This window comes from Kitasatospora sp. NPDC033851 (assembly GCF_055576085.1).
Genome location: NZ_JBVIRL010000018.1, coordinates 1 through 18,786, shown reverse-complemented (window position 1 = coordinate 18,786; position 18,786 = coordinate 1). Strand labels below are relative to the sequence as shown.

Sequence of the window (18,786 nt, the reverse complement as noted above, 5' to 3'; positions counted from 1 at the left end):
CGGCGGGCCGGACGCCGAGGAGACGGTACGCCATGCCCGCCGAGCCCGCTGCCCCGCAGGACCCCTTCGCGGTCGTCCGCAGCCGCGAGTACGTCGCGCTGCTGGTGATGGCGGCCGTGCTGGGCGTGCCGATCTCGGCCGCTGCGTACGGCTTCCTCGCCCTCGTCTCCGAACTCCAGTCCCTGGTCTACGACGACCTGCCCAAGGGCCTCGGCTTCAGCGGAACGCCGAACTGGTGGGCCGTGCCCGTGCTCGCCGTCTCCGGCGTCCTGGTCGCCCTCACCATCCGGCAGCTTCCCGGGCGAGGCGGGCACGAGCCGGCCGACGGGCTCAAGACCGGCGGCATCCCATCCGTGGCCACGGTGCCCGGGGTCGCCCTCGCCGCGATCGCCTCGCTCAGCCTCGGCGTCGTCCTCGGCCCGGAGGCCCCACTGATCGCGCTCGGCGGCGGCCTGGCCGTCGGCGCGATCCGACTGTTCAAACGCGACGCCCCTCCCAACGCCCTCGCCGTCATCGGCGCGGCGGGCAGCTTCGCGGCGATCAGCGAACTCCTCGGCTCGCCCATCCTCGGCGCGTTCCTGCTGATGGAGGCCTCCGGCCTGGCCGGGCCGATGCTCGGCGTCGTCCTGGTGCCCGGCCTGCTCGCCGCCGGCATCGGCTCGCTGATCTTCACCGGCCTGGACTCCTGGACCGGCCTGGGCACCTACTCCCTGTCGCTGACTCACGTACCACCCGCCGACCGGCCCACCCTCGCCGCGTTCGGCTGGGCGGTCCTCGCAGGCCTCGCCGCCCCGGTCCTCGGCGAGGTGATCCGTCGCTTGGCCCTGCGCCTGAGAACACACGTCGAGCCGCGAAGGGTGCCGATCACCGCGCTGATCGGCGTCCTCATCGGAGTACTCGCCCTGCTCTACACCAGCATCACCGACAAACCGATCTCCGGAGTGCTGTTCTCGGGCGAGAGCACCATCGGCCCCCTCCTGGCCGACCAGGCCGGCTACTCCGTCGGCACACTGCTGCTGCTGGTCGTATTCAAGTCGCTCGCCTACATCGCGTCGCTCAGCGCCTTCCGCGGCGGCCCGGTCTTCCCGTCCCTGTTCGTGGGCGGCGCGGGCGGCCTGGCCATGTCCCACCTTCCCGGCCTCGACACCACCACGGGCTTCGCCATCGGGGTGGGCGCGCTGAGCGTCGCCATGCTCAAACTCCCGATGACCTGCGTCCTGCTGGCCACCCTGCTGCTCGGCTCCCAGGGGCTCACCGTGATGCCACTGGTGATCGTCGCGGTGGTGGTCTCCTACGTAGGGACCCAAAGACTCGCGGGACGGGCGACCGGTGCCACCGTCAAACCCGGGCCCCCGGGGACGCCCGCCCCCTGACACATCCGCGGTCGGTTGACGACGACGCCCACAAAGCGGTCCCGGGCTGCTTACCCCTCGTCATCCCGACGGCCGTGGCCGGCCGGTGCCGTCGTCGGTGTCCGCGCCGCCGGGAGGCGGGGCGAAGTCGGGGAAGACCGGCCGATTACCCCGGTTGAGTCCCACGTTGACGGCGCCCAGGATGACGCGCGCGGCGATGCCGACGAAGACCAGGTCCCCGAGCATCTGCAGGACGACCAGCGCTCTGGCCGCCTCGCTCTTGGGGACGATGTCGCCGAAGCCCACGGTGGAGAGCACGGTGACGGTGAAGTACACGGAGTCCATCCGCGTCAGGGGGTCCGTGAAGGACCCGGATTGGCTCCGCGCCGCGAGGTAGTAGGTCGTCGCGAACAGGAGGATGAACAGCGGGACGCTCGTGGCCAGCGCCTCGATGGCTTTGAGCCGAGGGTAAGGGGACCGGATGATCGACCGTGTCTGCCAGGCGACGAGCGCGGACACCATGAGCAGCCCGGCGATGAGACCCACCGCCGTGGCCGCCCCGAAGGGCTCGTCCAGCGGCAGCAGAAAGTACGCCGCCACCAGGATGGCCGCGGTCAGCACCGACCGCATGAGTACCCACAGGAGGAGAACGCGGCGCTTGCGCTTGGACATATCCTCCGGCCCGGACGGTCGCCTCATGCCGGTTCCCGTGAGCCCCAGGACCGGAATGTCAGTCGGTCGATCCTCATAGAAGCCAGCATGCAGACTCCGCACGGCTTTCCGGGATTGCCGCTGGTGTGTTCCCGGCCGATTCCTCCGACCGGTAGGCCACGACGTTGCTCGATCCCCAGCACAACCTGGTCACCAGCCGCCAGGCCTACCGCCCGCAACGTCGCCGACTTCGCCGCCGGGCGGCGCAGTGAGGACACCCTCCTCCCGGCCGTACGGGACTGACCTAGCCGTCCTGGCCGAGTGCCTCGCGGTACCACGCGGCGGCCTGCGGGAGGCGGGCGAGCGGGCCGGGGCCGGGCGGGCAGGCGGCCAGGCGCCAGATGTCCTCGCTGCGGTACCAGTGGTCGCGGACGATCATGCCGAACTGGCGCTCGGAGACCCGACCGGGCACGGCGGCCAGCAGTCGGCGGCACTCGTCCCACGGGACGTCCGGCACGTCCGGGCCGTCCAGGGCGGGCAGCAGGCCGAGGGCGGCCAGGGCCGCGAGCAGGTCACCGGAGCGGACCGGGTCGGGGTGGGAGGCGTGGTGGACACCGGGCGGGACGGCGTGGTCGTCCAGGGCGAGCGCGGTGACCAGCCGGGCCAGGTCGGTGCGGTCCACCACCGAGAGCCGGGCCGCGCCGCCCGCCCAGCGCACCGGCACCCGGCGGACCAGCTCGGCCAGGGCCGGCACCACCCAGCGGTCCCCCGCCCCGGTCACCAGCCCGGGGCGCAGCACGTACGCGCCGGCGTCCAGGGCGTGGCGCTCGCCGAGCAGCCGGGTACGGCTGGCCTCGGACACCGGGGCGGGCGACACCTCGTCCACCGCGATGCCCGCGTGCGGGCCCTCGCCGTACACCGCGGCCGTCGAGAGGTGGACGATCCGGCGCACCCCGGCGCGGGTGGCGGCCGCCATCAGCGCGGCCGTGCCCCGGACGTTCGCCGCCTCGCACTCCTCGGCGCAGCCGTCGACCCGGGAGGCCAGGTGGACCAGCACTCCGGCGCCCTCGCAGAGCTCCGCCAGGGCCGCCCCGTCGGTGAGGTCGCCCGGCACCCAGGTGGTGCCGGGGGCGGGGGCCTCCGGCACCCGGCGGGCCAGCGCGCGCACCCGCACGCCGCGCGCCGCGAGGGCCGCCAGGACCCCGGAGCCGATGAAACCGGTCGCCCCGGTCAGCGCGACGGTGGTCCCCGCCGCGGCTCCCCGTTCCGTCGCCGCCGTGTCTGCTTCCGTCGCCGTACGTGGCTCCGTCGCCATGTCTGGGCCTCCCTGCCGACCGGCCGGTCAGTCTAGCCAGCGGGCCGTCCGGTGGGCAGACACCCCGTACGGAGGGGGTGGGGGCACGGCCCGAGGTAAGGCCCACCTAGGCTGTAGGCCAAGCAAAAGGGGCGAACCGGACCCGCACCGGGGGCCACGAGGACGGAAAGCAGGACCCGCCGATGGGCGACGGAATGTCAGGCATGCACCACCACGGCGGGATGACCCAGCTAGGACCGTTCACCTTCTCCAACGTCTGGACCTGGTCCCCGGACTGGGTGTTCCTGCTCGGCGGCCTGGTCGCCCTGGGGCTCTACGCGGCGGGCGTGGTCCGGCTGTACCGGCGCGGCGACCGCTGGCCGATCAGCCGGATGGTCGGCTGGGCGGTCGGCGTCGGCACCCTGCTGCTGGTCACCTGCAGCGGGCTGAACGACTACGGCATGGTGCTGTTCAGCGCGCACATGATCCAGCACATGGTGCTCTCCATGCTGACGCCGATCCTGCTGCTGCTGGGCGCCCCGATCACCCTGGCGTTGCGCGCGCTGCGCCCGGCCGGCAAGGGCCGCCCGCGCGGGCCGCGCGAGCTGCTGGTGGCGCTGCTGCACAGCCGGTACGTCCGGATCATCTCGCACCCGGCGTTCACCATCCCGCTGTTCATCGCGAGCCTGTACGGGGTCTACTTCACCCCGCTGTTCGACTTCCTGATGCAGTACCGCCTCGGGCACATCTTCATGATGGTGCACTTCCTGTTCGCCGGTCTGGCCTTCTTCTGGCCGATCATGGGCGTGGACCCGGGCCCGCACCGGCCCGGCCACGTGATGCGGATCATCGAGCTGTTCATGGGGATGCCGTTCCACGCCTTCTTCGGCGTGGCGGTGATGATGGCCAGCCACCCGCTGGTCACCACCTTCACCACGGAGGGGTCGCCGCCCGGGACGAAGCTGCTGGAGGACCAGAAGCTGGCGGGCGGCATCACCTGGGCGTTCGGCGAGATCCCGACCGCGATCGTGCTGATCGCCCTGGTCTACCAGTGGATGGGCTCCGAGCATCGGCAGGCCCGCCGCCGCGACCGCGCCGAGGACCGGTCCGGCGACGCCGAGCTGGAGGCGTACAACGCCTACCTGGCCTCACTGCACAAGCGCGACCGGCGACCGGGGGCGGGCGCGGCCCCGGGGGCGCCGGGCGCCTCGACGGCTCCCTCGACTACGGCGGCTCCGGCCGCTTCGGCAACTCCGGCGGCCGAGGCGGGCTGAGCACCCGCGCCGCTCCGGAACCCACGCTCCGGAACCCCCGCTCCCGGGAACCCCCGTTCCACCTCCGGAACGGGGGTTCCGCCGTTCCCGGGCCGGGCGCCGGAACGGTGGTTCCGCGGTACGCGTTCGAACGGATATGCACGTCCTGCTGATCGGCGCCGTCCTGCTCTGCGGGTACGTCCTGCTCTGGCTGCTCGGTTTCCTCGGCTTCGCACTGCTGCACCGGCGCCGCCGGCCCGTGCCGGTCGGCTCCGACTTCCTGGTCGTCCTGGGCGCGGCGCTGGACGGCTGTGAGCCCGGGCCCACGCTGGCGGCCCGGCTGGACGCCACGCTGGAACGATTCGCCGCCGAGGAGGCCGCCGGGTACGCCCCGCTGGTCCTGGTGACCGGCGGCAAGGGCCCGCACGAGCTGTGCACCGAGGCCGCCGCGATGGCCCGCTACCTGATCGCCCGGGGCGTCCCGGCCGAGCGGATCCGGCGCGAGGAGCGGGCCGTGAACACCACCGAGAACCTCCGGTTCAGCGCGGCCCTGATGGCCGCCGAGCGCCCCGGCTACCGGTGCACGGTGGTCACCAGCGGCTTCCACGCCGTCCGCTCCGCGCTCGCCGCCCGCCGGGCCGGCGCGACCGCCGAGGTGCTCGGCGCGGACGGACCGCTGGCGCACGGCCCGTACCTGCTGCTGCGGGAGGCCGTCGGTACCGCGCTGACCCTGCTCGGCCGCATCTGAGCCGGACACCGGCCTCCGGGCGAGGGCCGGAGGCCGGGGGAACGCGGGGCCGGGGGAACGCGGGGCCGGGGGAACGCGGGGAGGCCCCCGGGTCCGCTCGCACGGACCCGGGGGCCTCCCGGTGGTTCAGCTCGGCTCGGCTCAGTGCAGAGCCCGACCGGGTTCAGCCGAGGCTGGCGAGCGCCTCGTTGAGGGTCTTCGACGGGCGCATCACGGCCGCGGCCTTGGCCGGGTCCGGCTGGTAGTAGCCGCCGAGGTCGACCGCCGAGCCCTGGACGGCGATCAGCTCGTCCACGATGGTCTGCTCCTGCTCGGTCAGCGTCTTGGCCAGGCCCTCGAAGGCCTGGGCGAGCTCGGCGTCGGCGGTCTGCTTGGCCAGCTCCTGAGCCCAGTAGGTGGCCAGGTAGAAGTGGCTGCCGCGGTTGTCGATGCCACCGAGGCGGCGGCTCGGCGACTTGTCCTCGTTGAGGAAGGTGCCGGTGGCGCGGTCCAGGGTGTCGGCCAGCACCTGGGCGCGGGCGTTGCCGGTGGTGGTGGCCAGGTGCTCGAAGCTGGCGGCCAGCGCGAAGAACTCGCCGAGGCTGTCCCAGCGCAGGTAGTTCTCCTTGACCAGCTGCTGGACGTGCTTCGGGGCGGAGCCGCCGGCGCCGGTCTCGAACAGGCCACCGCCCGCCATCAGCGGGACGACCGACAGCATCTTGGCGCTGGTGCCCAGCTCCAGGATCGGGAACAGGTCCGTCAGGTAGTCACGCAGCACGTTGCCGGTCACCGAGATGGTGTTCTCGCCGCGGCGGATGCGCTCCAGCGAGAACTTGGTGGCCTCGACCGGGGACTTGATCTCGATCTGCAGGCCGGTGGTGTCGTGCTCCGGCAGGTAGGTCTTGACCTTCTCGATCAGCACCGCGTCGTGGGCGCGGGTCTCGTCCAGCCAGAACACCGCCGGGTCGCCGGTGGCGCGGGCGCGGGAGACGGCCAGCTTGACCCAGTCCTGGATCGGCAGGTCCTTGGTCTGGCAGGCGCGGAAGATGTCGCCCGGCTGGACGGCCTGCTCCAGCACCACGTTGCCGTCGGCGTCGACCAGGCGGACGGTACCGGCGGCCTCGATCTCGAAGGTCTTGTCGTGCGAGCCGTACTCCTCGGCCTTCTGCGCCATCAGGCCGACGTTCGGCACCGAGCCGATGGTGGCCGGGTCGAGGGCGCCGTTGGCGCGGCAGTCGTCGATGACGGCCTGGTACACGCCGGAGTAGCTGCTGTCCGGCAGCACGGCGAGGGTGTCGGCCTCCTGGCCGTCCGGGCCCCACATGTGGCCGGAGGTGCGGATCATGGCCGGCATCGAGGCGTCGACGATGACGTCGCTCGGCACGTGCAGGTTGGTGATGCCCTTGTCGGAGTCGACCATGGCCAGGGCCGGGCCCTCGGCCAGCTCGGTCTCGAAGGAGGCCTTGATCTCCGCGCCGTTCGGCAGCGCGTCCAGGCCTGCCAGGATGCCGCCGAGGCCGTTGTTCGGGTTCAGGCCGGCGGCGGCCAGCGCAGCGCCGTGGGCGGCGAAGGTCTTCGGGAAGAAGACGCGCACGACGTGGCCGAAGATGATCGGGTCGGAGACCTTCATCATGGTGGCCTTGAGGTGCACCGAGAACAGCACGCCCTCGGCCTTGGCACGGGCCACCTGGGCGGCCAGGAACTCGTTGAGGGCGGCGGCGCGCATCACGGAGGCGTCGACGACCTCGCCGGCCAGCACCGGCACCTTCTCGCGCAGCACGGTGGTGGTGCCGTCCTCGCCGACCAGCTCGATGCGCAGGGCACCGTCGGCCGCGACCACGGCGGACTTCTCGGTGGACCGGAAGTCGTTCTCGCCCATGGTGGCGACATTGGTCTTGGAGTCGCCCGTCCAGGCACCCATGCGGTGCGGGTGGGTCTTGGCGTAGTTCTTGACCGACAGCGGCGCGCGGCGGTCCGAGTTGCCCTCGCGCAGGACCGGGTTGACGGCGCTGCCCTTGATCTTGTCGTAACGGGCGCGGACGTCCTTGTCCTCGTCGGTCTGCGGGTCGTCCGGGTAGTCCGGCAGGGCGTAGCCCTGGGCCTGCAGCTCGGCGACGGCGGCCTTCAGCTGCGGCACGGAGGCCGAGATGTTCGGCAGCTTGATGATGTTGGCGCTCGGGGTCTTGGCCAGCTCACCCAGCTCGGCCAGGGCGTCGCCGATCCGCTGCGCCTCGGTCAGACGCTCCGGGAAGCTCGCGATGATCCGCCCGGCCAGGGAAATGTCGCGGGTCTCCACCCGTACACCCGCGGTCGAGGCATACGCCTGGACCACCGGCAGGAACGAGTAGGTCGCCAGGGCCGGAGCCTCGTCGGTGTGCGTATAGATGATGGTCGAGTCAGTCATCGGTACTCCGCTTCACGTCTCCAACGTCTTGACGTCAAGATATCTCGTCACGGGCCCCTCGCTCCACCGCCCCCCGCCCCGGAGCGCACGCCGGTCTCCCCGAGGGCGCTCCCGCGGCCGTGACCAGGGGCAGAATCCACGGTCGTCCGAGCCGGGACGCACGGCAAACGGAGCACCCTCGGCCGGCGGTGTCGTCCATCCGGGTGAGCCGAACGTCAGGAGTGCGTCAACGCACCACCCCATTCGGTCAACGCTGCGTCAGGACCGGCGACGCCCGGGGCGAACCGCCCTAGCGTCGAGGAAGCAGTTCCGGCAGGAACCACCACCCCACCCGGGAGCATCCGCATGGCCCGCGTCGTCTGGCACGTACCGGTCACCACCTCCGGCACCGGCAGCACCACCGCACTCCGCCTCTTCCGCCTGCGCGACGGCCGCCGCTGCGCGGTCGGATTCTCCAGCCCCGAAGCCCTCGCCGCCCTCCTCGGACCGGACCAGGCCCACACCGAACTCGGCGAACCCGCCCTGCGCGACCTCACCGCCCCGCTCGGGGTGACCACCCTGGTCCTGGACCCGAGGCTGGTCGCCCCGCCCGTCTCCACCCCCGCCGCACCGCCCGCCCCGGCCCCGACCGCTCAGCTCCAGCACCGGTGACGGCCCCGCTCCAGCTCGTCCCGGGCGGCCTGGCCCCCGACAGCCACCTGCGGCCGGCCCGGTCCCTGCACGCGATCGCCCGGGTCAGCCACGGCCCGGTCCCGCTGGACTTCGACCGGCTCGCGGCCGAGTTCCCGGCCGTCCAGAGCGGCCTCGCCCTCGCCGGCGAAGCCGACCTGGAGCTCCGGCTCGCCTGCACCGGCCCGGAGGAGTTACGGACGATCGCCGCCGCCCTGCACCGCGCGGGCGCTGCCAGGGTCCGCATCGACCTGGTCCTGCGCGCCCTCACCCCGACGCCGGTGACCCTGCGGCCGGTGCCGTGAGCAGCGTGCTCACTCCTCGCCGGGGCGCGGGTCCGGGTTGATCGCCTGGCCGTCGACGGGCTGGCCCCAGGCGTCGTCGCCGAGCGCGTCGACGCAGTAGCCGCTGCCCTCGACGTGCCCGCCCGCACCCCGGCACTGCTCGGCGGTGACGTCCCGGAGCCCGGTCGCCGACGCCGGAACAGCGGCGGCGGCGACCGTGGCACCGGCGGCGCTGGTGAGCAGGGCGGTGGTGAGCAGGACGGTGGTGGGCAGGACGGTGGTGGGCAGGACGGTGGTGGGCAGGACGGCGGACGCGGTCGTGACGGCCACCCGGGCCAGGCGTGAGCGGTTCATGCGGACCACCACAGCACGGCCACACGCCCCCGGCGACCACAGGAGCCCGCCCGGGTGGCCGGCCGCGTGGCCGCCGGGGTGGCCGCCGGGTACGGCCACCCCGCCGGGCTACCCGCGGGCCAGCGCCCCGATCGCCGCGAGCAGCAGCGCCGAGCCCAGCAGCAGTCCCGCCGTGACCGGCTCGCCCAGGAACAGCACGCCGATCACCGCCGCCGTCGCCGGCTCCAGCAGCACCAGCACCGCCGCCGTCGTCCCGGGGACGGCGGTCAGCCCGGTGAAGTACCAGCGGTAGGCGAGCAGCGTGGGCACCGTGCCGAGGAAGAGCAGCGCGATCCCGGTCACCGCCGGGTCCCCGGCCGTCGGCAGGAAGCTCCGGGTGGCCGCGAGCGGGAGCAGGCAGAGCAACCCGGTGGTGAAGGCACCGGTACTGGCCCGGGCCGAGCCGCCGCCACGCGCCCAGAGGGTGAGGCCGCTCTGCCCGGCGCCCGCCAGGACGGCCAGCGCGACGCCCAGCGCCGGGCGCGGCCCGGCGGCCGGGGCGGCGACCAGCAGGGCGAGCCCGGCGAGGGCCAGGACGACGGCGGCGAGCGCACGGCGGGTGAGGCGCTCGCCGAGCAGCAGGTGTGCGCCGAGGCTGGTGAGCACCGGGCCGGCGCCGATGGTGATCAGGGTGCCCAGCCCCAGGCCCGCGTAGCGCACGGAACCGAAGTAGGCGCACTGGCTGACCGCCAGGCCGAGCCCGGTCAGCACGGCGGCTCCAGGCCGGGCGGCACCCCGCCGGGCGGCTCCGGGCCGGGCGGCTCCCCGCTCGGCTTGGCGTTCGCCGGTCGGCAGCAGGGCCAGGAAGAGCGCCGCGACGCCGAAGCGCCAGCAGGAGACGGCCACCGGGCCGAGGCCGCTGGTGCGCATCAGCAGCGCGGCCACGGCCCCGCCCACGCCCCAGGCGACGGCGGCGGCGGAAATGGACAACAGGCCGTGCCGGAAGGGCACGGCGGTGTACGAGGTCATGCGTCGGTACTCCACGATGAATGGCCGGTTCAGGTCCGCTGGGTGCGCGGGCGGCAGTCATCGCCCCGACTGCGGGCGGAATCCCGCCGAGCCGGGGTGGGTGGAGTGGGCCGCCCGCTAGCGGGCCGGCGGGGGGAGGATCACGTGACGCATGGGGCCAGCGTACGCCGTTGGTGCCCGTGATCTTCCGCCGGTCCGGCCGCGCGACGTACCGTCGGCCGTGAACGGCCGGACGGGATCGGCGGACCCTGCCATCGGGCCGGTCGGCTGGCCGGCTGGTCGGCTGGCGGGCCGGCGGGCCGGCGGGCCGCCGATCCAGGCCCACCGGCCGGCTGTGGTCAGGGAGTTGGGCTACCGGTGAGAGCCGGCCTCGCCCGGCACGGGCCGCCGCTCGCTCGCGCGCGGGCCGGCGGCGGGCTGCCAGGAGTCCGGGATCCGCGGGAACTGGTAGGCCCAGCGGTGGAAGACGAACCGGGCGGCGACGAAGCCCACGCCCAGGCAGACCCCACCGCCGACCGCGTCCAACCAGAGGTGGTTCGCGGTGGCGATGATCACAGTCAGCGTGAACAGCGGGTACAGCAGTCCCAACGCCCGCAGCCAGGCCCGCCTGGCCAGGTAGAACACCGTCAGCCCGCACCAGAGCGCCCAGCCGAAGTGCATCGACGGCATTGCGGCGTACTGGTTGGAGATGCTCGCTCCCGCGCCCGAGGCCAGCGAGCCCCAGGTGTGGTGCGCGGTCACCGTGTCGATGAAGTCGGGCAGCATCCGCGGCGGGGCCATCGGGAAGACGTAGTAGCCGACGAGGGCGATTCCGGTGCCTCCGGCCAGCGCGGTGCGGACCGCCGGGTACCGGCCGGGGTGGCTGCGGTAGAGCCAGACCAGGACGGCGATGGTGATGATGAAGTGCAGTGTGGCGTAGTAGTAGTTCATCCCGACGATCGCCCAGGTCACCGAGTCGATGCCGTGGTTGACCGAACGCTCGAAGGCCAGGCCGAGGCTCCGCTCCAGGTCCCACACCAGGTTCGCGTGCGCCTTGGCGGTCTCGGCGTGCTGCGGCACCGCGTTGCGCACGAGGTTGTAGACCCAGTAGCTGATCCCGATGAGCGCCAACTCGAACCAGAGGCGCGGCCGGACCGGACGGAGCCGGCGGGCGGCGATCCGGCCGCGCAGCGTGCGCGGACCGTCCGGCGCGGCACCGCCGGCGGCGAGGCCGCCCGTCCCGCCCGTCCCGCCCGTCCCGTCCGTCCCGTTCGCCGCCCCGCCGGGCGACTGCCCCTTGAATTGTGGTGAACTACCGCTGGGGTAAGGCGAGTTGTGCTCGGCACCGGATGCGTGGCTGTCGGTCGGTAACCTCATGGGGAAGAAGTCTGCCAGACGATCCGTGACCGTCCGATCATCCACTCGGCAGGTTTTCGTCACCGGCCGTACGCCCGCAGTGGTACGGGACTTCACCGCCGAGCCGGTCGCACCGATCCCCCGTCCGCTCCGCCCGCGGACCTCATTTCCGCCGTATTGCACAGCATTTCACACCAGGTCACGGCCATCGCGACCGGCTCGCGCACGACTTGACGACGGGAAGGGTCTCCACGCTCCGTTCACGCCTCCCGACAGCAATCCGCACTTCCCCTTTCGGGCCCGGATGAGTAAGACTGGAGTACGGGCCGGGCGGGGGCAGGTCCGTCCGGATCAGGGATCCACCTCCGCCATGTCCGCATTGTCCATCCGGCTTGCCGGTTATGCGAGAAAAGGTGACGCGGTGACGAACCCCTTCGAGGACCCCGAGGCCAACTACCTGGTTCTGGTGAACGACGAGGGCCAGCATTCGCTCTGGCCGGTCTTCACGGAAATTCCGGCCGGGTGGCAGCAGGTGTTCGGCGAGGCCGGACGCCAGGAGTGCCTGGACTACATCGAGAACTCCTGGACCGATATGCGTCCGAAGAGCCTCATCTCGGCCATGGAGCAGTAGTTTCCAGCCCGGCCCGACGAAATTCAGCTTGCAGTACCGGCCACGGCCGGTAGCAACGGGGAGAAAGCCATGGAGCACGGCGGGCACTACACGGTTGTCTGCACTCGATGCGGTTTACGACTCGGGGACGACGGGCTGATCTCGGCCTGCCCCGGGTGCCGTGACAATTCACTGCTGCGGACCGAGTACACCGCCGGCTCACTGGCCGACGCGGTCGCGGCCGCCCCGGCGGCCTCCGGCCTCTTCCGCTACCGCGACTGGCTCCCGGTGATCCGTGAGGTGCCCGGGGCGAGCCTGCCGGCGGTGCACCGATGTCGCGGTCTCGGCGCCGCCCTGGGACTCAGCGACCTCTGGATGGCCTTCAGCGGCTACTGGCCGGAACGCGACTGCCGCATGGACTCCGGAACCTTCAAGGAACTGGAGGCCTTCTCCGTCCTTGGCCGGGTCCCGCAGGACGCGGGCATCATGGTCGTGGCGTCCGCCGGGAACACCGCGGCCGCGTTCGTCCGGGCCACCGAACAGTTCGACTTCCCCTGTGTGCTGGTGGTCCCCGAGCGCGCCCTGCCCGGCCTGGCGCTCGCCGGAACCGGCCCGCAGGTGCGGATCGTCGCCGTCAAGGGCGGCGGCTACAACGACGCCATCACCTACAGCCAGGGCATCCTGGCCACCGGCGCACCCTTCTTCCCCGAGGGCGGAGTCCGCAACGTCGCCCGGCGCGACGGCCTCGGCGTGGTCATGCTGGCCGCGTACGAGCGACTGGGCCGACTGCCCGACTACTACGTCCAGGCCGTCGGCAGCGGCACCGGCGCGATCGCCGCGCACGAGGCGGCCCGGCGGATCGCCGCCACCACGGGCGGCACCCCGCCGCGCACCCTGCTCTGCCAGAACACCGGCTTCGCCCCGCTGCACCGGCTCTGGCTCCAGGAGCGCGCCGGCGCGGCCGAGTCGCTGCCGTCTCCCACTCCGGTTCCTCCCGTTGCTGCGAATCCGGCTCCCACGCCGGTCTCGGCGCCGACTCCGCTCTCGCGTCCGGTCGCGCCGTCGACCGTCGACGTCCACGCCCCCGAACTCGTCAACGCGACACCGCCGTTCGGGGTCCGCGGCGGCGTCCGAGACCTGCTGGCCGACACCTCGGGCGAGGTCCTGCTGGCCGACACCCCGGCCGCGCTCGCCGCGGCCGCGCTGTTCGAGGAGACCGAGGGCATCGACATCGAGCCGGCCGCCGCCGTGGCGGTGGCCTGCCTGCGACGCGCGGTGGCCGAGCGGCGGATCCCGCGTGACGCGCGGATCCTGCTCAACATCACCGGTGGCGGCCGCCGCCGCGCCCGCGCGGAACGCGAAGGCAGCGCCCAGCTCCCGAACGCCTCGCTCGTCGGGGCCGAGGACGACCCGGCGGTCACGGCAGCCATGCTGCTCGACTCGCTGGCCCGGTGACGGCGAGCCCGACCGGGCGCTGACCCCCCATCCAAGCCTCACACCGCCCCAGGCGCCGCCCCGGCGCCGCGAGGGCGGTCACACACGTGCGCCGCCCGACCGCCCGGCCGGGCAGCGTTGGAACCTTCGGGCCGACGGCCCGGGGCGATCCCAGACGAACCGGAGTTCCAGCACATGTCGCCTTCCCAGCCCGAGTACCTGCCCCTGCTTTCCGGCCAGGCCGGAATGTGGTTCGCGCAGCAGCTGGACCCGGCCAGCCCTGCCTACCAGGTCCACGAGTACGTGGAGATCCACGGGCCGGTCGACCCGCAGCTGTTCGAGCGCGCCCTCCACCGGGCCGTCCTCGACTGCCAGACGCTGCGTCTGCGACTGGTGACGAGCGGTCAGGAGCTGCGCCAGTTCGTCGAGCCCGACCCGGCCTGGCGGTTCGTCCCGGTCGACGTCAGCAGTGAGGCCGACCCGTGGGAGGCGGCGCTGAGCTGGATGCGCACCGAGTACCTCCGGCCGTACGACCTGGAGACCGGCCCCGCCTGCGCCTTCGCCCTGATCCGGCTGGCGCCCGACCACTACGTCTGGTCGCTGCGGGCCCACCACGCGATGGGCGACGGCCACAGCGGCCCGCTCTTCGCCGCCCGGGTCGCGGAGGTCTACAGCACCTGGGCGGAGGACCGGACCCTGCCCGAGGAGAGCGGGATCCCGCCGTTCGCACGACTGGTGGAGGTCGAGGCCGAGTACCGCGCCTCCGCCCAGTTCGCGGCGGACCGCCAGTACTGGCAGGACCGGCTCGCCGACCGGCCGACCGCCGTCAACTTCGCCGGCCGGTTCGCCCCCACCTCGCACACCCACCTGCGCCACGCGCGCCGACTGGACTCCGAGTACATGGCCACGCTGCGCACCTCGGCGCGCCGACTCGGAGTCAGCTGGACCGTCCTGGTGCTCGCCGCCGCGGCCGCCTACACCGCCCGGGTGACCGGCAGCGGCGACGTGGTCCTCGGCTTCCCGGTCGGCGCGCGGTCCGGGGAGGTCGCCCGGACCACCCCGGGCGTGGTCAACAACGTGGTGCCCCTGCGCCTGACCGTCGACCCGCGGGAACCGCTCTCCGCGCTGATCAAGCAGACCAGCCGCGCCGCCCGGGAAGCCCTGCGCCACCAGCGCTACCGCTACGAGGAGATCCGTCGCGACCTCGGGCTGGTCGCCTCCAGCGGGCAACTGTTCGGCCCCACGGTCAACATCCAGTCCTTCGACTACAACCTGGACTTCGGCGGCCACCCGAGCACCACCCACAACCTCAGCAGCGGCCCGGTCGAGGACCTCAACATCCTGATCTACGACCGGCAGACCGGCGACGGCGCCGGGCTCGTCGTCGACGCCAACCCGGCGCTCTACCAGCCGGCGGAGATCGCCGCCCACTGCCGCCGGTTCCAGCACTACCTCGCCGCCCTGGCGGCCGCCGACGGCACCCTGCCGCTGCGCGAGGTCGAACTGCTCGACGCGACGGAGCGGCAGCAGGTCCTGACCGAGTGGAACGACACGGCCGTCGAGCCGCCGTCGGCCACCCTGCCCGCACTGTTCGAGGCCCAGGCCGCCCGCACCCCGGAAGCGGTCGCGCTGGTCTGCGGCGAGCGGGAGCTCTCGTACCGGGAGCTCAACACCCGGGCCAACCGGCTGGCACACCTGCTGATCCGGCGCGGCGTCGGCCCGGAGTCGCTGGTCGCGGTCTGCCTGGAGCGCTCGCCCGAGCTGGTCGTCGCGCTGCTCGCCGTGCTCAAGGCCGGCGGCGCCTACCTGCCCGTCGACCCCGACTACCCCGCCGACCGCATCGCCTACACCCTGGCGGACGCCCGGCCGGTCGTCGTGCTCGCCTCCGAGAACACCGCAGCGACCGTGCCAGCCGACGGGATCCCCGTCGTGCCACTGGACCGGATCGAGCCGGCCACCGGGGACGACACCGAGCCGGACGCTGCGGGCGCCGACCCGGTCGCTGCCGCCCCGGACGACGCCGACCCGGCCGTGGCCGTGCTGCCGGCCCATCCGGCGTACGTGATCTACACCTCCGGCTCCACCGGACGCCCCAAGGGCGTGGTGGTGCCGGGCGGGGCACTGGTCAACTTCCTGGCCGCGATGCAGCGCCGGTTCGCCCTCGACCCCGCGGACCGGCTGCTCGCGGTGACCACGGTCGCCTTCGACATCGCCGCGCTCGAGCTCTACCTGCCCCTGGTCCACGGCGCCCGGGTGGTGCTGGCCCCGCGCGCGACCGTACGGGACCCGCGCGCGCTGCGGGAGCTGGTGACGGCCGCCGGGGTGACGGCGATGCAGGCCACGCCGAGCCTCTGGCACGCGCTGACCGCCGAGGCCGCGGGCGTCGAGGCTGTCGAGCCGGCCGGCGGCGAGCCGGCCGGTGTTCGGGCGCTGGTCGGCGGCGAGCTGGCCGGTGTTCGGGCGCTGGTCGGCGGTGAGGCGCTGGACAGCGGACTGGCCCGGACCCTGGCGGCCCGCACCGCGGGCGTGACCAACCTCTACGGCCCCACCGAGACCACCATCTGGTCCACCGCCCACGAGGTCGGCGGCAAGCACGGCGAGGTACTGCCGATCGGGCAGCCCATCGACAACACCCGGGCCTACGTGCTCGACGAGGCCCTGCGCCCGGTTCCGGCCGGTGTGACCGGCGAGCTGTACCTCGCGGGCACCGGCCTGGCGCGCGGCTACCTCGGCCGCCCCGGCCTGACCGCCGAACGCTTCGTCGCCTGCCCGTACGGCGCCCCCGGCGAGCGGATGTACCGCACCGGCGACGTGGTCCGCTGGAGCGCCGACGGGGAGCTGGAGTTCCTCGGCCGTGCCGACGACCAGGTGAAGATCCGCGGCTTCCGGATCGAACTCGGCGAGGTGCAGGCCGCCGTGGCGTCCTGCCCCGGTGTCGCGCAGGCCGCCGTGGTCGTGCGCGAGGAGGCCCCCGGCGACCACCGGCTGGTCGGCTACCTGGTGGCGGAGCACGGCGCGGACGCGGTCGCGCTGCCCGCCCTGGCCCGGGCGACGGCCGCCGAGCGGCTGCCGGAGTACATGGTGCCGTCGGCCGTGGTGCTGCTGGAGGCACTCCCGCTGACGGCCAACGGCAAGCTCGACCGCAAGGCCCTGCCCGCCCCGGACTACGCGGCCGCGGGCGGCGGCGCCGGGCGCGCGGCGGAGAACCTGCCGGAGGAGATCCTCTGCGCGCTCTTCGCCGAGGTCCTGGGCCTGCCCTCGGTCGGGGTCGAGGACAGCTTCTTCGACCTCGGCGGCCACTCGCTGCTCGCCACCCGCCTCGGCAGCCGGGTGCGGTCCGCCCTGGGGGCCGAACTCCCGCTCCGCACCCTCTTCGAGGCGCCGACCCCCGCCGCGCTGGCGCGGCAGCTGGACACCGGCACGGTGCTGCGACCGCCCGTGGTGGCCACCGGCGATCGGCCCGAGCGGGTGCCGCTGTCCTACGCCCAGCAACGGCTCTGGTTCCTCGGACAGCTGGCGGGATCGACCGCCGACTACAACATCCCTGCGGCCCTGCGGCTTTCCGGCCCGCTGGAGCAGGAGTCCCTGGCGGCGGCACTGCGTGACGTGATCGAGCGGCACGAGGTGCTCCGGACCGTCTACGCCGCGGTCGACGGCGAACCCGTGCAGCGGGTACTGCCGATCGAGGAGGTCACGTTCGCGCTGACCGTCGAACAGGTCGGCGACGAGGAGGAGTTGGCCGCCGCGGTCCACCGCTCGGCCGAGCAGCCCTTCGACCTGGCGACGGAACCGCCGCTGCGGGCCGCACTCTTCGCGCTGGCGCCCGAGCGGCACGTCCTGGTGCTGACGCTCCATCACATCGCGGGTGACGGCTGGTCATTCGGTCCGCTGGGGCGGGATCTGTCGGCCGCGTACGCGGCGCGGGTGGGCGGCCAGGCGCCCGGATGGGCGCCGCTGCCGGTGCAGTACGCGGACTACACGCTCTGGCAGCGGGAACTGCTGGGGTCGGAGGAGGACACCGAAGGCCTGCTGGCACGGCAGTTGGGGTACTGGCGGGAGACGCTGGCCGACCTGCCGGAGGAGCTGGCGCTGCCGTTCGACCGGCCGCGCCCGGCCGTCGCCTCGAACCGGGGGGAGACGGTCGAGCTGACCGTCCCCGCCGAACTGCAGGCGGGGCTGCTGAAGCTGGCCCGGACGGAGGGCGTCACGTCCTTCATGGTGCTGCAGACGGCGCTGGCGGTGCTGCTCTCCCGGCTCGGCGCCGGCGAGGACATCCCGATCGGCACGCCGATCGCCGGCCGTACCGACGAGGCACTGGACGAGCTGGTCGGCTTCTTCGTCAACACCCTGGTCCTGCGCACCGACCTGAGCGGCGCCCCGACGTTCGCCGAGCTGCTGGGCCGGGTCCGCGAGACCGGTCTCGGTGCCTTCGCCCACCAGGACGTGCCGTTCGAGCGCCTCGTCGAAGAGCTGGCACCCGTGCGCTCGATGGCCCGGCACCCGCTCTTCCAGGTCATCCTCGCAGTTCAGAACACCGTTGAAGCGCGCCTCGAACTCCCGGGCGTGGACGTCGAGTTGTCGACTGCCGGGGAGCCGAAGGCGAACTTCGACCTCGCCTTCGAGGTCCGCGAGCGTTACACGGCCACGGACGCACCGGACGGGCTGGCGGTCCGAATCACGTTCGCGGCGGAGTTGTTCGACCGGGCGTCGGTGGAGGTCCTGGGACGACGCTGGCTGCGGGTCCTGGAGGCCCTCGCCACCGATCCGTCACAGCCCGTCCACGCCGTGCAGCTGCTCGACGCCGAGGAGCGGCACCTGCTGCTGGACACCTGGGCCACCCGCCCAGCCCTCGCCCCCGCCGCGCAGGGCACGCTCAGCGAGCACTTCGAGGCCCAGACCGCCCGCACCCCCGACGCCATCGCCCTCACCGACGGCGACCAGCAGATCACCTACCGCCAGTTGAACGAGCGCGCCAACCGCCTCGCCCACCTCCTCACCGAGCACGGCGTCCGCCCCGAAACCCTGGTCGCCGTCCGCCTCGACCGCTCGGCCGAACTGGTCGTCGCCCTGCTCGCCGTGCTGAAGGCCGGCGGCGCCTACCTGCCGATCGACCCCGACTACCCCGCCGACCGCGTCGCCTACATGCTCGACGACGCCCAACCGACGCTTCTACTCACCACCGGCAGCACCGACACCGACATTCCCACCCTCCTCCTCGACCAGACGGACGTCTCCGCCCGGCCCCGCACCAACCCCGCCACGGCCGTGCTGCCCGCCCACCCCGCCTACGTCATCTACACCTCCGGCTCCACCGGCCGCCCCAAGGGCACCCTCATCCCCCACCACAACGTCCTCACCCTCTTCGCCAACACCGACCACCACTTCGGCTTCGGCCCCCACGACGTGTGGAC

At 73.3% G+C, this 18,786-nt stretch carries 14 protein-coding genes; 8 read left to right on the top strand and 6 right to left on the bottom strand.

The annotated features are described in order from the left end of the window. Nucleotides 1-32 precede the first annotated feature (32 nt). Nucleotides 33-1,373 (top strand): chloride channel protein, encoded by a 1,341-nt coding sequence (locus ACZ51D_RS29090; RefSeq protein WP_465624758.1) that lies wholly within the window; start codon nt 33-35, stop codon nt 1,371-1,373. A 60-nt stretch (nt 1,374-1,433) separates the two neighbouring features. Here the strand turns inward: ACZ51D_RS29090 and ACZ51D_RS29085 are convergent, their stop codons facing one another. Both ACZ51D_RS29085 and ACZ51D_RS29080 read right to left on the bottom strand, forming a co-directional pair. Beyond that, nucleotides 1,434-2,024, bottom strand: a complete 591-nt coding sequence (locus ACZ51D_RS29085; protein WP_360502264.1) for a potassium channel family protein — start codon at nt 2,022-2,024, stop codon at nt 1,434-1,436. A 283-nt stretch (nt 2,025-2,307) separates the two neighbouring features. Further along, nucleotides 2,308-3,318 (bottom strand): NAD-dependent epimerase/dehydratase family protein, encoded by a 1,011-nt coding sequence (locus ACZ51D_RS29080; protein WP_465624755.1) that lies wholly within the window; start codon nt 3,316-3,318, stop codon nt 2,308-2,310. Between the two features lie 203 nt (nt 3,319-3,521). Here ACZ51D_RS29080 and ACZ51D_RS29075 point away from each other — a divergent pair, with 203 nt between their 5' ends. Continuing rightward, entirely contained in the window at nt 3,522-4,571 is a 1,050-nt protein-coding gene (locus ACZ51D_RS29075) for a cytochrome c oxidase assembly protein (RefSeq protein WP_465663996.1), read from the top strand. 136 nt (nt 4,572-4,707) lie between these two features. Further along, the gene (locus ACZ51D_RS29070; RefSeq protein ID WP_465663895.1) at nt 4,708-5,298 is read left to right on the top strand and encodes a YdcF family protein; all 591 of its coding nucleotides are present in this window, start codon (nt 4,708-4,710) and stop codon (nt 5,296-5,298) included. A gap of 163 nt (nt 5,299-5,461) precedes the next feature. Here the strand turns inward: ACZ51D_RS29070 and ACZ51D_RS29065 are convergent, their stop codons facing one another. Next, nucleotides 5,462-7,681 (bottom strand): NADP-dependent isocitrate dehydrogenase, encoded by a 2,220-nt coding sequence (locus tag ACZ51D_RS29065; RefSeq protein WP_465663894.1) that lies wholly within the window; start codon nt 7,679-7,681, stop codon nt 5,462-5,464. A 345-nt stretch (nt 7,682-8,026) separates the two neighbouring features. Here ACZ51D_RS29065 and ACZ51D_RS29060 point away from each other — a divergent pair, with 345 nt between their 5' ends. Continuing rightward, entirely contained in the window at nt 8,027-8,332 is a 306-nt protein-coding gene (locus ACZ51D_RS29060) for an SAV_915 family protein (protein ID WP_465624751.1), read from the top strand. Further along, nucleotides 8,329-8,655 carry a hypothetical protein gene (locus ACZ51D_RS29055; protein ID WP_465624749.1) on the top strand — a complete coding sequence of 109 codons (327 nt, stop codon included), beginning with the start codon at nt 8,329-8,331 and terminating at the stop codon, nt 8,653-8,655. The genes ACZ51D_RS29060 and ACZ51D_RS29055 overlap by 4 nt, the downstream gene beginning before the upstream one ends. A gap of 9 nt (nt 8,656-8,664) precedes the next feature. Here ACZ51D_RS29055 and ACZ51D_RS29050 read toward each other — a convergent pair whose 3' ends face one another. The 3 genes from ACZ51D_RS29050 to ACZ51D_RS29040 all read right to left on the bottom strand — a co-directional run bounded on the left by ACZ51D_RS29050 (nt 8,665) and on the right by ACZ51D_RS29040 (nt 11,352). Then, nucleotides 8,665-8,988 carry a hypothetical protein gene (locus ACZ51D_RS29050; protein ID WP_465663893.1) on the bottom strand — a complete coding sequence of 108 codons (324 nt, stop codon included), beginning with the start codon at nt 8,986-8,988 and terminating at the stop codon, nt 8,665-8,667. 108 nt (nt 8,989-9,096) lie between these two features. Continuing rightward, entirely contained in the window at nt 9,097-9,996 is a 900-nt protein-coding gene (locus tag ACZ51D_RS29045; RefSeq protein WP_465663892.1) for a DMT family transporter, read from the bottom strand. Nucleotides 9,997-10,347: 351 nt separating this feature from the next. Further along, on the bottom strand, nt 10,348-11,352 hold the full coding sequence (locus ACZ51D_RS29040) for a phosphatase PAP2 family protein (RefSeq protein WP_465663891.1): 1,005 nt from the start codon (nt 11,350-11,352) through the stop codon (nt 10,348-10,350). Between the two features lie 400 nt (nt 11,353-11,752). On the opposite strand from ACZ51D_RS29040, the gene ACZ51D_RS29035 reads away from it, so the two are divergent. From ACZ51D_RS29035 to ACZ51D_RS29025, 3 genes are all read left to right on the top strand, one after another. Further along, a complete protein-coding gene (locus ACZ51D_RS29035) occupies nt 11,753-11,962 on the top strand; it encodes an MbtH family protein (protein WP_360268339.1) in 210 nt (69 codons plus the stop codon). Between the two features lie 69 nt (nt 11,963-12,031). Next, a complete protein-coding gene (locus tag ACZ51D_RS29030) occupies nt 12,032-13,396 on the top strand; it encodes a pyridoxal-phosphate dependent enzyme (protein ID WP_465624741.1) in 1,365 nt (454 codons plus the stop codon). A gap of 174 nt (nt 13,397-13,570) precedes the next feature. Beyond that, nucleotides 13,571-18,786: amino acid adenylation domain-containing protein (locus tag ACZ51D_RS29025; protein WP_465663890.1), on the top strand; the 5,216-nt coding region annotated here is incomplete at its 3' end.